Annotated in this window: 13 protein-coding genes; 3 read left to right on the forward strand and 10 right to left on the reverse strand. The window is 37.0% G+C overall.

Annotated elements, in window-relative coordinates; genetic code table 11:
- Window positions 1-26: 26 nt before the first annotated feature.
- The 3 genes from mraZ to RT723_RS09435 form a co-directional block, all read right to left on the reverse strand.
- Window positions 27-485, reverse strand: a complete 459-nt coding sequence (mraZ, locus tag RT723_RS09425) for a division/cell wall cluster transcriptional repressor MraZ (protein WP_216053842.1) — start codon at window positions 483-485, stop codon at window positions 27-29.
- A 1748-nt stretch (window positions 486-2233) separates the two neighbouring features.
- Window positions 2234-3547 carry an STAS-like domain-containing protein gene (locus tag RT723_RS09430; protein ID WP_315946804.1) on the reverse strand — a complete coding sequence of 438 codons (1314 nt, stop codon included), beginning with the start codon at window positions 3545-3547 and terminating at the stop codon, window positions 2234-2236.
- An 803-nt stretch (window positions 3548-4350) separates the two neighbouring features.
- Window positions 4351-4995 (reverse strand): cupin domain-containing protein, encoded by a 645-nt coding sequence (locus RT723_RS09435; RefSeq protein WP_315946805.1) that lies wholly within the window; start codon window positions 4993-4995, stop codon window positions 4351-4353.
- 193 nt (window positions 4996-5188) lie between these two features.
- Here RT723_RS09435 and RT723_RS09440 point away from each other — a divergent pair, with 193 nt between their 5' ends.
- Both RT723_RS09440 and RT723_RS09445 read left to right on the forward strand, forming a co-directional pair.
- Entirely contained in the window at window positions 5189-5719 is a 531-nt protein-coding gene (locus RT723_RS09440; RefSeq protein WP_315946806.1) for an anhydro-N-acetylmuramic acid kinase, read from the forward strand.
- Between the two features lie 11 nt (window positions 5720-5730).
- Window positions 5731-6423 (forward strand): anhydro-N-acetylmuramic acid kinase, encoded by a 693-nt coding sequence (locus tag RT723_RS09445; protein ID WP_315946807.1) that lies wholly within the window; start codon window positions 5731-5733, stop codon window positions 6421-6423.
- Here RT723_RS09445 and RT723_RS09450 read toward each other — a convergent pair.
- Both RT723_RS09450 and RT723_RS09455 read right to left on the reverse strand, forming a co-directional pair.
- Window positions 6420-7481, reverse strand: a complete 1062-nt coding sequence (locus RT723_RS09450) for a metallophosphoesterase family protein (protein ID WP_315946808.1) — start codon at window positions 7479-7481, stop codon at window positions 6420-6422. The genes RT723_RS09445 and RT723_RS09450 overlap by 4 nt on opposite strands.
- Window positions 7482-7569: 88 nt before the next feature.
- On the reverse strand, window positions 7570-8520 hold the full coding sequence (locus tag RT723_RS09455) for a phosphodiester glycosidase family protein (protein WP_315946809.1): 951 nt from the start codon (window positions 8518-8520) through the stop codon (window positions 7570-7572).
- A 162-nt stretch (window positions 8521-8682) separates the two neighbouring features.
- Here RT723_RS09455 and RT723_RS09460 point away from each other — a divergent pair, with 162 nt between their 5' ends.
- On the forward strand, window positions 8683-9954 hold the full coding sequence (locus tag RT723_RS09460) for a serine hydrolase domain-containing protein (RefSeq protein WP_315946810.1): 1272 nt from the start codon (window positions 8683-8685) through the stop codon (window positions 9952-9954).
- Between the two features lie 104 nt (window positions 9955-10058).
- Here RT723_RS09460 and RT723_RS09465 read toward each other — a convergent pair whose 3' ends face one another.
- From RT723_RS09465 to RT723_RS09485, 5 genes are all read right to left on the reverse strand, one after another.
- Window positions 10059-10919, reverse strand: a complete 861-nt coding sequence (locus RT723_RS09465) for an aminotransferase class IV (protein WP_315946811.1) — start codon at window positions 10917-10919, stop codon at window positions 10059-10061.
- 13 nt (window positions 10920-10932) lie between these two features.
- Window positions 10933-11763, reverse strand: coding sequence for a glutamate cyclase domain-containing protein (locus RT723_RS09470; RefSeq protein WP_315946812.1), 831 nt, complete (start codon window positions 11761-11763; stop codon window positions 10933-10935).
- Window positions 11764-11833: 70 nt separating this feature from the next.
- Window positions 11834-12814: a 5-oxoprolinase subunit C family protein gene (locus RT723_RS09475; protein ID WP_315946813.1), complete on the reverse strand. Its 981-nt coding sequence runs from the start codon at window positions 12812-12814 to the stop codon at window positions 11834-11836.
- Complete coding sequence (gene pxpB / locus RT723_RS09480) at window positions 12811-13578, reverse strand: 5-oxoprolinase subunit PxpB (protein WP_315946814.1); 768 nt, start codon at window positions 13576-13578, stop codon at window positions 12811-12813. Before pxpB ends, RT723_RS09475 begins: the two co-directional genes overlap by 4 nt.
- Before the next feature lie 7 nt (window positions 13579-13585).
- A complete protein-coding gene (locus tag RT723_RS09485; RefSeq protein ID WP_315946815.1) occupies window positions 13586-14344 on the reverse strand; it encodes a 5-oxoprolinase subunit PxpA in 759 nt (252 codons plus the stop codon).
- Window positions 14345-14351 lie beyond the last annotated feature (7 nt).

The raw sequence follows: 14351 nt of genomic DNA on the forward strand, positions 1-14351 counted from the left end.
GTTCTGCCATTTATCAATAAATATAGTTAAAGAGAAAAATCTTTTAATCTGTCTGTTAACTCAAAGTCACCTTCAAGTTCAGTTTCTATGTCGTCAGACATTTGTTGTTGCCATCTGGTCTCAGACCAAATTTCAAACTTATTCAGTTGCCCCACTAACATAATGGGTTTATCTAAACTGGCGTGTTGCCTTAATGCCGTTGGCAGTAAAATACGCCCGCTTTTATCCATATCCACTTCGTGTGCATTACCTAATAAAACACGCTGAACTCTTCTTTCATGAGGATTCATTGATGACAGTTGGCGTAATTTATATTCGATGTCTTCCCATTCAACTAATGGGTAGAGCAAGAGGCAAGGCTGGTGAAGATCCACCGTACAAATCATTTTCCCTTCAGATTCAGACAGCAACAAGTCTCGGTGTCGAGTAGGTATCGACAACCGTCCTTTACTATCTAAAGAAAGAGGGTTTGCACCGCGAAACATTGTTCACTCCATTATGTGGTTATTATTATTTCCACTTCGTTATTTATTGCTTTTTGGGGGAGTGAGTACCATTTACTCCCACTATTTCCCACCAATGAACAGTTTAAGCCTCATATGTAAATATTGTCAAGCTTCTAAAGCATAAGATAATTTGATTCTTGACCAAATAAATAAAGGGCTATAGCTAAAGTTATGATAGTTGTGGGATTTTGTGGGGAAAATTATTTATATATTATTTTTAATACATAGCTGATCTGATCCCTTTTTATTTTCTGTTTGTTTTTTAATCACAAAGGAAGATTTAAAAAAGTTGATATGGTTTCAGACGTGACTTACTCAAATGTTGTTTCTAGTTTTTTAAATTGTGTGTGTTTGGAATCTAGGTTTCGCTTTTTACTGTAAAAGATAAAAGACTGTTTCACCTTCGGCGCAAGTTGTCAGCTCCCGACACAACCTAAGCGAGTACATCCATCCATGGATTAATGTCTCATACTTTCAAAACTTATTTTATATCAGGAATATTTAGATGGAGAGGTAAAGTAAAGCAGAGCAAGAGCTAAAGCAGAAAGCCCATTAGCTAACGCTAATGGGGTTTCATTATTGAAAAATAACTGTTTCACCTAATTTAAATCAAACAACCTGAGTTTAAAAACTTTCAAATTAAGGTGGGTGGCCTTGTTATTTCCCTTTTTATTTTCTGTTTATTTTTTAATCACAAAGGAAGGTTAAAGAATGTTGATATGGTTTCAGCTTGAAGTGGCGGGTTTTCAATTCCCTACAGGGTGTAAGTTCGTTATTCTTTTAAGGTAGGTAGACTTTTTGCGACAGCTCAAAAGACGCAGGTTAACTCTCTAACTGGGAGTATTATATTTGTCATCGAATCTTCCTGAACCCTAAGATTTCACCTTGACGGCGACCGTACCTTTTTTCAACAGCCAAAAAAGGTAGGCGAAAAAGCCCGCTTCCAAACAAAATCTAATACTTCATTAAATAGTTATTTTTGTTTACAAAAAAGGGCTGAAAAATCGTCCCTGATAACCAGCCCTTTCTCAGCATCCCTGCTTCGAATTTTATAAAAAATAATATTAATGAAGTGATTTTGTGATGGAGGATAAAAGCAGAGCAAGAGCTAAAAGCAATAAAGCCCATTAGCGTTAGCTAATGGGCTTTCATCGAGGTTAATTTACCCCTGACTCTTTTTATTATTAAGCGTATGATCATTTAAAGTATTTTTTTGATAATACTTTCTCTGACGGTTCGCGGAATAATCTAAAACCTCAAAGAAGAAAGTAAATAACTGCATTACCAACCACAAGTAGATTTTTAAGATAAATAATATAGTTGCAGATAAGAAAAGGTTAGTTTTTCTTAGCCACACTAATTTCTGAGTATTCTTAACTGCATGAATGCCAATTATCAGACATATGATTAATACAACAATGCCAGCACTAATTAACATTATTAATTCTTCTTTCGAATATTCAATATTTTTGAATGTTAAATAGTAAATAATACAGCCGGACAATAAATTGAAAATTATTGACGTAATTTCCTTTCTAGGTGTTAATTCTAACAATTTTTATCATTCCTAGTTTTGTATTAATAATACCAAAAGGTTTAGAAATCAGTTACTCAATATCTATTTAAGAAAAGTTATATTCAATACTGATATTTAAATCGGAAGTTAGAGTAAGAGCTAAAAGCAACACAAAGATTATTAAATTCGAGTAGTGTACTTTCACAATAAATTATTCTGTATTTTCATCCAAAATAAAATCTACAGTTTCTCTTACATCCGGAGTTGCATTAATTATTTTAAAGATCTTATAAGCATTCATCCCTGTAGATTTAATGGGAGAAGCTAATAAAGCACTCAAAAAACTATGAGGTGAGCTTTCAACGCCATCAAAATCCAGTTGGATTGTTTTATTCTCAGCTAACGCTGGGAATATTCTTTCATTTCGAAAGCGTATAGCTGCATCTTTATCTTCAGCAAAAAAACCAAAATAATTGGAAATGTTAACATATAGCTGCTGCAGTTCCTGCTTACCATCAGCCTTTCTTTGTTCAACTAAAGCTTCCTGTCTAAAGCCTTGAAGCATCTGATCTAATGTTTCTCTAAAAGGATTATTATCTAACTTGATAGTTACTAATACAAATGTACCAGGCCAGTTTTCATCAAGTCTCTTATTCGTTATATCTCTTGGAGATATATGAATTAAACCATTGCCTGAAAGTATATGCATATCGGCATTTAAGCGTCTAATAATATTAGTAGAAATAAATAAACCAATACCTGCATTGTTTTTATCTTTATATGGATCATTTTTACCAAAAGTTCCTGAAACCTGTGGTTTCATAGCCTTTAAAATAGCTTCCTCATGTGTAACTTGCCCAGGGTATGCTTGTTCAAGATGCTTTTTAATTCCAATACCCACATCTGCAATGATGAATGAAACCTCATTCTTATTTTTAAAATATGAAAATTGACAAAGAGATGGGATTCTATGTGTTCTATTGGAAAATTCATAATGTGACTGACCATGCTCTAATGTATTGTAAAGTAATTCACTTAATACATATCTTAGAGTTTTTGTGAATTCCACATTAAAATTTCCAGTGTATTGTTCAGCTGCTTCAATAACGTCTTTAAAGTCACTTGAATTTCTCAAGGCAAATAAGGGCTTAAATTGATTTCCTGTAAAATTACGTCCGTCATGCATTAAAACATTAAAAGCTCCCCTAGCTCCAAGTCTACGATACATTTCACTTGCACCATTTCTTGAGTCCGATTCTATAAAAGAAACAGTGCACCTTTGTGACTTTAATTTCCACGCATAAAGAACTAGAAGTGAAACAGCTTGATAATTAGCGTTTGAACATTTTTTTAGATCAATTTTTACTTTTTTATCCGTAAATGACCAATCAAAAAATTTTAAAAAACGATCGAAGTCAAAAGCTCCATGCTCTTTAAAGTTAAATCTATCTGGTAAATAAATAACAACTGTTTTATCTTTTTCTAATTTAGCTTTCAACTTAACTAGTTCACTATTGTCTTCCATAAACTAACTTCCATTCTATAAAATATAAAAACAAAAATAACGAAATAACGTGGACATCCACTCTAAATTGCACAAACATTTAAGTCAATTCATTGCATTCCAACCGTTAGGTTCGGTTAGCTTTTCTTTTTTCTCTTGCTCTGCTTTATCTCTCCATCTAAATATTCCCGAAATAAAATAAGTTTTCCAAAATATGAGACATTAATCCATGGATGGATGTAATTAGAACAACGCAGGACGCAGTTGTCGGGGACGTCGAATAAGGGATGGTGTTTCACATCATGGATGATGGGATGTCATCAAAACAGGGATGTTTTATTTGATGACCAAAGGACGACTTTTCAGTCCGTTTTTATAAACAAAAATAACTATTTAATGAAGTATTAGATTTTGTTGAAAGCGGCGCTCTGTTTCATTATAAGAGTCGCCTACCTTTTTTTGGCCCTTTGAAAAAGGTATTGTCGAGTACATGGATGTACTCGCTTAGGTTGTGTCGGGAGCTGACAACCTGCCACTTCATGGACGAAGGGATGTCATCTAAACAAGGATGTTTATAAAGATGACCTCTTCATGGACGATGAATGCCATCAATACATAAAAAGAGAAACCTCAATCTACTGTGTTCTAGGATTACTCAAATCAACACCTTTACTCATATAAAGATCATCATAAAATAGGTTTAACCTTTAGCCACGCCGTTTTTTTATAAATATTGATTATGTTGCCCTATTCCTATTTCAATTATATACACATAGAATTTTCAAACGTTTAGCCTAGTGCTATTAGCGTTATCAATATTAAGACTAAATATGCCCTACTTTCACCAATATAATTGTATCTTGCTCTACATATGGGTGGTGACGGCTTAAGTGTGGTGAGCGTATCCAAGTCCCTGCAGGGTAACGCCCATGTTCGTCGATAAACTCACCTTGCAGTACAAAAATTTCTTCCCCTCCCATATGAGTATGAGGAACAAATTTTTCACCAGCAGGCCAAAATACTAATGCAGTAGATTCAGTCCCAATACTATGTAAAGGCATAACCTGCAAGTTGCCCTGCCCCTGCAACCAAGGTGTTTGTTTAGTATCAACTCTGACTTGCTCACTATCATCCGCTTGAAATTGATATAACTTCACAAACAAAACACAGCCGTTTTTGCTAAAAGGACTATGACTAAACCCTTCTGGATTTCTAATATAAGTGCCTGCAGGGTAATCACCGGTTTCATCAGAAAATACGCCCTCTAAAACAAAGATCTCTTCGCCTTTAGGATGAGGATGTTCAGAAAACTGTGACCCGGCGTCATATTTAACCACGCTAGTGGCATGCCCTCGTTCTTGTTCGGCTCGCGCTAATGGCTTGCGCCATACTCCTTTGGCCGGACTTTGTTGCCATTGTATTTCATTGGTATTAATTATGACGTGTTGTTCAAAGTTCATGTTCAGCATGGTTATGGCCTTTTATCTAGCTGGGTATTTATAGTAAGTACGTTGTTTTTAATCAATTAGTTCAATACAACTGCATATTAACTCAGCTTTGTATTAAATTAATCCAAATTTAACATCCCCCACTAACGGGGAGCATTAAATTTGTTATTCCATCGTTATACTGTCGTTTAATGTGTGTATAGATGGGGTCTTCATGAAGAATAATAAATCTCTGTATATTGGGGTTATGTCCGGTACAAGTGTGGATGCTATCGATTTAGCCATTGTTAGTTTCGACAGCAATAAGATTTCAGTTTTAGCCACTAGCGAAACGAAATTTTGCCCACTATTAAGGAAGCAGGTCTTAACCCTTTGTGAACGCCAATCTGCTAATTTGGTTGAGCTTGGGCAAATTACTCAACACTTGAGCAAGTCTTATGCTGAGGCTATAAATGCGCTTTTAGTACGTAATAAACTCTCATCCAGTGATATTCAAGCTATCGGTTGTCATGGCCAAACGGTATGCCATCATCCCGTTGGCGAACATCCATTTTCTATGCAATTGATTAACGCCTCTTTAATTGCAGCCATGACCAATATCACAACCATCTGTGATTTTAGATCGATGGATATTGCACTTAATGGTCAAGGTGCACCGTTAATTCCAGCGTTTCATCAGTTTTTGCTGTCAGTAGGCTGCCCGAATAAAGCTAACAACAGTGCAGCGCAAACTGCGGCTTTTTGAATATAGGGGGGATGGCTAATATTACGCTTATAAACTCAACCTCTATTAAAGACCAACAAATAGCAAACAATCGCCAAACCATTGGTTTTGATACTGGTCCTGGCAATGCGTTAATCGACCACTGGGCATTAAACAAATATAACTTACCCTTTGATAAAAACGGTCAAATAGCCGCATCAGGCACTGTCAATGAAGGCTTGTTAGCCATTATGTTGTCTGACCCATATTTTAAAAAAGCAGCGCCCAAAAGCACAGGACGCGAATATTTTAATGAACATTGGTTAGAAAAACAGTTGACGCTTGTTAATGACAAAATCGATAAGAATGAACAGATCAAATTAACCAATGAAGACATAATGGCAACATTAGTACAATTCACGGCACAATCCATTTGCAATGATCTTAAACTTTACACAAACCAAAACGCTGACAATACTATTGAAGAGTGCCACACCTTATGGTCATTTGGTGGTGGGTGCAGAAACCACACCTTGATGAATGCAATTCAGATTTTGTTACCAAATTGGCAAATAAAAGATACGATTGAATTAGGTATTGAAAGTGATTTCATGGAAGCTATCGCATTTGCTTGGTTGGCTTATTGTCGCGTTAATTTATTACCTAGCACCTTACCATCAGTTACAGGAGCAACTAGAGCAGCCATCAGCGGTACCGTTACCTCGCCACCTGACTTAATTGGTTAATGACTTTCGATTTTAGCTCTGTGTATTGTATATGGAAATCCGTTAATAAAATCCGGTAATAGAGTTTCATCCACTATCTGAAGTGTTTCTATTTCATAGGTAGTGGTATAAAACCCACCGTTCTTAGCATTAACCGATAACACACTCACTGTCGGCTTATTCACAGTTGTGATGGTTTCTGACTCTGCCATTGCTTGAACTTGAGCTTGCACTTGATGTTGGTTTCCAACAAATTGTCGTGCAGGCATGCCCCCTGCATTAAGTAAAAAAAGCTCCTGATATTTAGCTGGATAAAAAGCATGTTGATGACCGCTAATATACACATCAACGTTATATTTATTGAATAATGCCATTAGTTTATCGGACGCTTGTATTACCTCACCAAACTTATTGCGACTAACGGCAACACCACTCAGAGGTAAATGGCCAACAACAAATAAAGGCCCATTAGTCGTATCATGCTGTAACATAGACTCAATCAGTAACCACTCCTCTTCAAGTATTTGATGACCAGAAAGATCAAGCATTACAAATCGACCACCAGCAAATTCAAAATGATAAAAGTATGGAAATTTTTCTTGGTTAATGAAGTTTAACTCTGGGGAGTGAGATAGCCAGAATGCTTCTGTCTCTGAGCGCTCTAATTGATATGTATAATTAATAACCTTCGATGATTGGCTGCCATTTATCACAGATGGCCTACTCGATTTAGAACCATCATGATTACCTAGTGATAAAGCAAAAGGAATATTAGCGTGCTCAAATGGCAATAAAATTTGTTGGTAAAACCCTTGCCACATTGCTCTGACTTGCGAATTGTCTAAACTAGACTTTTGGCCAGCCACTACATCACCAGGTGACACGACAAGAGAAATATCCCAATTTTGGATTATCTCTTTTAACGAACGCCTAAGTGTTTCTGGATAACCAACGCTACCATAAGCACCATTTATGTCATTTAATATTAAAGCGTGTTGCCAGTTATTATCACCATTAGCTTTTACTAAATGAGATATAAGCGTGGTTTTAGTTGGTTGATAGAAAAAAAGCGAGAGCACTAAGAACGACAACAAAAGCCAAAAACAACCATTTGATTTTGTTTCTTAGTGATCGCTTAACAACAACCAGGAACTGAAAATTCATTATTTACTTAAGGTATTTGCTTTTATCAACAATTAATAAACTGGTTGGTATAGAGCGCCCTTGATTATAAATAGACTCTCCACCAACAGCTAAAGCGGTTGAGCCCCCGCCATCAAGGTTCATTGCTTCATCACAACCCAAAGAAATGAGTAACTCAGGCAGAGCACTTATTTTATAACTTTTCGCGACTAACATGATCACATGATTATCAGCTGTAATACAAACCGCACTACGGGGACGGTAATCACCAATTTCAACACCTGACCCCCAGAATATTTCTTCATCGTAGGTGATCTTGCTTTGACCATTTTTCACTAACGTTGGACCACCACCTATTGCCATTTTGGCATCTAACAAGGTACCTGCTGCAGCCTCAGGTATCTCTTGTGGTGTCGTATCGGATAAGGAATAACTTAGGGGTTCGGCAAACCCATATATAGCCCCTGTTAGATCATACTGATATACCCAATCTACAGATGCTTGATTAGAGGAAGATAGAGTTAATGCGCTTCTAAGTACGGGAAAAGATTGACCTGAGCGAGTAAGTGCCGTCACATTTCTTGCGTAAAATTCATTGTCGTCAATCAGTGCAGAGTAGGAGGAGTTACCAGAGAAAAAACCACCATTAATGGCTGCTAGTACACCTTCTTGTTCGGCAAAATTCATAATTGACTGACTTTGCTCAGAAGATGCGGCTCTTAACTCTAAATTGTCATTGGTTAAATCTAATTTCACGTAATGCAGAGGCTTTGATTCTCCAATACTACCAAGGAAATAATTTACCCCAGTAGGTAAAGAATATTCTGCACTTACATCTTGCCACGTTAACGTATTATCGCTTTCCGTCTCAGTTTCCGCTTCTTTATCATTATTACTGCACCCCAATAGTAATAATGGAAATAAACAGATCATAAGCTTATGCGTAAATGTACTTGGGTGAATAACGTTTAACATGACATTCCTTTTCAATTCAGGTGTGTTTTATCTTGATAAAGATACTATTGAATAGCTATATAAACTGCGAAATAGATTCTATCGCCAAAACCGATTCCCCCTCCTTTGGGTGGGTCAGTCGTATCTATGTATCTGTTATGTTAAGAGAAAAGGAAATGAAATATGAAATACTTGCCCCACTCTTTACTGCTCTTTTTAAGCCTAAATATGTTAAGCCTAAATACCTACGCCATCAGCGAAACTGGTGATGTTGATTTATTAAAAACCAATATAATAAATATGGTTGAATCTGAGTTTACAAGGTTAAGTGTGCCAGGTGTTTCCGTTGCTGTTGTATTAGATTCTGGTGATGAGATCACTGCTTTTAAAGGGACCGCAAATACAGAAACTAAAGAAGAATTAAATGAGGACCATCAATTTAGGTTAGCCAGTGTTTCAAAACACTTAACGGCAATTATGCTCATGTTATTACAGGAGCAAGGTGATATAGCCTTGGATGATAAGATCATAAATCATGTAGATTTACCTGATTTTCCCAACAGAGATATCATTACTATTAGACAATTAATGAACCATACGGCGGGTGTTTATGACCATGTAAACAGCCCTAATGATTACTTTTCTATTGCTTTATCTGAACCTAATCGTGTGTGGACACCTGAAGAAGTTTTAAATTATACCGTACAAGCTGGCGCTGATTTCCAACCGGGAGCAGCTTATAGCTATTCAAACACAGGTTATTATATCCTAGGTTTATTAATTGAAGCGGTAACAGAACAAACCTTTGCTGAAGCGTTTAACGATTTATTAGTCAACCCTTTATCTTTAACCGGTATTTTTGCAGATGACTATAGCGATACAAATACGCCTATTGAAATGTTTGCGGCTAATAACCGAGCTTATGAGTACCATAAAAGTTCAATAGGTGCTGCCGGTAACTTTGTGGCAAAACCTTTAGCATTAGCAAAGTTAGGTCAGCAAGTTTATGCTGGTAATTTTATTTCGGACGAATCAGAAGCCGCCATGTCAACCGGCAGTGATTTAAACAATGCTTATGGTTTAGGCTCAAGACTTTGGTCTTTACAAAATATTTTTCACTTTGGGCATACTGGCACGTTAGGCGGATACAAGTCGATTTATATGTATATCCCAGAATACGAAGTATCTATTGCCGTTATAGTTAATGGTTACCCTGCTGTTAGTGATAATTGGTGGCACTTCCTAGATGAAGTCATGTTAGAGGTTGTGTCTTATTATAAAGGAACATTAGAGACTGGAGGTGAATCCACTGATGAAACACCTACAGAAGAACCTGTTGAAGATGAAGATGACAATGAAGAAGATGATAAAGACTCCGGCGGCTCGACATCATTGTTGCTTTTATTAATAAGCAGTGTTGCCGTATTATTACGCCGAAGAAAAACGTTAAACTAGTTGATTAAATTACTAGAATTATAAATGTGAACAAAAAATAAGGCGGTTAACTTGTTGAATAACGTTAACCGCCTTTTTATCAGTTATACCAATTTCATTAAGTATTAATTATAATCAAATAGGTGTTTCGTAAATAAAGACTGAACTTGATACCAAACAGGGTAAGACTTTCCATTTCCAACGGTTTGATCATTAAGCACAGAGATAGGTGCAATTTGCTTTGAAGAGCTTGTGATCCAAATTTCATCTGCATTTAAAACTTCATCAAAACTTATTACTCTTTCTTCAAGCTCAAAGTTACTATGTTTATTAACTACATCAATGACCATAGCACGGGTAATGCCTGGTAATTTCTCATGATCTAGCTGTGGTGTTAATACTTTATTCGCGCTGACGATAAACACATTACAGGCCGCGGCTTCGGTTAATTCGCCATGCACATTAAATAATAGAGTTTCATCAAAACCAGCCAACTTACTTGATTGATAATGCATAACATTACCTAACAAAGAGGTCGATTTTATATGCTTATTTTGCCATCTGGTATCTACTTGAGTATTTACTTTATAAAACTTTAAGTTTTCAGCATCCGCATCTGGCATAGGTGGAATTTCAAAGGTGTATATAAAAACGGTTGGTGTTAAGTCGTCACTAAACCCATGTTGTCTAACGGGTGAAGAGCCTCTGGAAATTTGTATATAAACGCCTAAATTCCCATTACCGTTCTGGTTAATTAGTTTAGTGCAGATCGCTCTAAATTCTGTCTCAGAAAATGTATTCGTTAAGCTTATCGCGGCCAAACCGTTTAACAAACGTTCAAAATGCAAAGCAAAACCAACAAATTTACCGTCGTAACTTGGAATAACTTCATAGATGCCATCACCGAATAAAAATCCACGGTCCATTGGGGATATTTTTGCTTCTTCAGGCGCCATATACTCGCCATTTAAAAATACTATACTCATTGAGTTTCCTGTACTACAAGTTTGATATTTGTTGGAACCCACACAAAGTGCGAATTTTATTTATTAGCTCTAAACCTTCGGTGTAACTTAAGCTATCTTCCGTTAACGTGTTTAGCTTAGTGACGCCATCAACACTGCCTTTACTAGACAAATACTTTAAAATTTTTAGGGGATTCACATCCGCTAACAAATCTTCTTTTTTCATTAAACTCAATAGACCAAGAATGCCATATGCTGCCCAGTTTGATACATCGGCCACTAATAACTCATCACAGCAAGTCTGAGACGTCATGATATTGTGTGAGGTTAAATGATGGCTTATGTTGCCCATCCCGATTTCATTACCCCCATCACCTATACCAATGGATGGACAAATCGAAAAATTAAAAAAATCATCAAAACTAGCGCAGCGTGCGGTGATATCATCACCGAACATATTTCGATATGTTCCATCTAATGTTAATCCTGGTCGTTCAATGGAGATCAGTAAAGAAGGTTCAATATCAGCAAGTGCTGATTTAGCAAAGTGCTCTGCATTGATATTATTATCAAGGTTTAATCGTAAACAATCGTATTCTTCTATCAGCGCGGAATATAACGGTTCGCCACAAACTAAAACAGGTGATAGTCCGATTTTCAAAAACGCGTTATACAATACTATCGCGCCAACTGGACCATCTGTTTCAAAGGTGTCTAACACTGGAAAACCAGTTCCAATTAAAACGGTACCAGTTGCTTTGTTGATCAATTTGGCAGCACGATAATAATACCCTGATTTTAGGCAGCTTTGAGCAAACTTCATTCCTCGTAAATCTTTCTCAACTAAAAGATCTTCGATCTGCAAACTCAGTGTTTTAGGAGTATGGTTCGTCGATGATTTTTTGGAGGTATAACTTTATCTGTATTGGATAACATTAACTACAGGCCTTTTTTACAATGTTAATTTGAGCTTGCCTATGTTGTTCAAAATGCAAAATGTTATGCGCTTGCTCTATAGTAATAGCTTCAAATCGAACAACATCACCTTGTTTACATTGACTTAACTTATCTAAATCTATTGATAACACACTGCCTAGTTTGGGGTATCCCCCAATAGTTTGGCGGTCATTCAATAAGATTATCGGTTGTCCATCAGCAGGTATTTGAATCGCACCTAAAGTAATGCCTTCTGATAACATCTCTGTCTTATTAGCTGTAATCTTAGGCCCTTTTAATCGATATCCCATTCGATCAAATTGTTTACTTATTTGGTAATTGTTACAAAAAAAACGTCGAATATCTAAGTCTGAAAACCAATCTTGCTGATAGCCTAAAATCACCCGTAAAGTAACTGTAGATTCAAAAGTTGGAATTGCTTTGGCATCGATGGTATAAGAGTCTAGTGTCGGTAAAGTGTTTGAGTCAGCGTCATCAATCGCCAACATTGGTAGTTTGTCACCTTGTTTTAAAGGCTCTCCTGACAATCCACCTACTTTTTCTCTAACAACCGTAGAGCAACTACCAAATTCAGGTTTAATGGTGAACCCGCCACTCACCGAGAAATAACTTCTTAACCCTTTTGCAGCAAAGCCAAACTCGATAACATCGCCGGCATTGATCACGAAGGTACACCACATCGGTATTAACTTACCATTTACGGTGACGTTCGTTTCTGCACCAGTGACACAACCAACTGTTTGACAATTACTTTTTAATTTTAGGCCTCCAATTACTACTTCTAAAGCACTGCAAGTGTGAGCATTGCCTAATAAGTTGTGGCACCAATTAAATGAAAACCTATCAGCAGGACCACCTTGAGTTAGGCCAAGGTGAGTTTGGCCAAAACGCCCCGCATCTTGAATTAAACTCAACACTCCCGGACGTTCTACTACAAAATGAGTATTATTATCACTCATAACTCACCCCCTAGTGCTATGTATTCCGTTTGGTCTATTGCTTTAAACTGTACTGAGTCACCAACTTTAAAAGGCATAGACGGTTCGACATCAGGATTAAACATTAATAACGGACACTGACCAATAATATTCCAACCGCCTGGTGATGCCGCTGGGTAAACAGCCGTTTGCCTATCCGCTATCGCGACTGCACCTTTAGGTACTATGGCTCTTGGTGTCGCTAATCTGGGCATTGCGATCTGCTCATCCACTTGTCCTAAGTAACCAAAACCAGGGGCAAATCCAATGGCGAAAACGCGGTAGGTTTGTTGTTGATGGATTCGAATAACATCTTCAACATTCAAATTATGATGATTCGCTATACGCTCTAAATCTGGGCCTGTTTGCACCGAATAATACACAGGTAACTCAACGACGTGCTCTAAAGTTTGGACGCCGCTATTAGTCAGGGAAGTTTGAGTTGATGTCAAAAGTGTCGTAATGGCTTGAGCCACTAATTTTTTGACGGCAAAATGGTCGGTCACCAGTGGATTATAATTAATCAGTAATGATGCGTAAGAAACTATAATTTCAATACCTAAATCATTAGCATTTAACGAGATATACTCAGAAATAGTTTTTAATTGTGCCGCTAGAGATTCACTCAAAGGTTGGTCTATATATAAAATAAGCGCGCACTCTGACGCTGGGACAATGCGGACATTTTTCATAAATTCACTAACGATAACGTCGGGATTCATTGCGTGAAGTTTTTGCTCTGCCATGGTTATATTATTCTGCTTTACAAAGTCGACGAATTTCTGAAATTAACTTAATGCCATCTGCATTATCACCATGTACACAAATAGTATTTGCTTGCACCTGTATAATAGCGCCAGAAGCTGTCACCACTTCACCACGACATAGTTGCTCTACTTGAACAAGGATCTCATCATGTTGTAATACTGAGCCTTGTTCAGTTCGGGCTTGTAACTTTCCATCGTCGGTATAACGGCGATCTGCAAAAACTTCAAACTGCAATTCAACACCATACTCTTTGGCTTCTAATATAAATTGGTCATTATCTTGTGTGGCTAACATTAATAAGGACAAATGAGAGCCCTCGCCTCGAGCTGAATTTAGCGCAAACATCGCTTTGTAAATAGCATGTCTAATATTAGTTAGTTTCATCATGTCGTTATACAAGGCTCCATGAGGCTTAACATAACTGACCGTTAACCCCTTAGTACTTGCCATGCCACTTAACGCGCTTACTTGATAAATCATTAAATTGATAATTTCACTTTCACTGCAGTTAATTGACCTACGGCCAAACCCTTGAAGATCTAAGTATCCTGGGTGAGCACCGATTTGCGTTGCATGCTGCTTGGCTAAATCTAAGGTTAAAGACATTACATCGGCATCACCGGCATGAAAACCACAAGCAATATTTGCCATATCGATATGCGGCATTACCGCGTCGTCTAATCCCATTTTCCATGAGCCAAAACTTTCACCGAGATCACAATTTAATTTTAATTTTTTCGTCATGGTTTTA

It is taken from the genome of Psychrosphaera aquimarina (genome assembly GCF_032461525.1).
GTDB lineage: Bacteria > Pseudomonadota > Gammaproteobacteria > Enterobacterales > Alteromonadaceae > Psychrosphaera > Psychrosphaera aquimarina.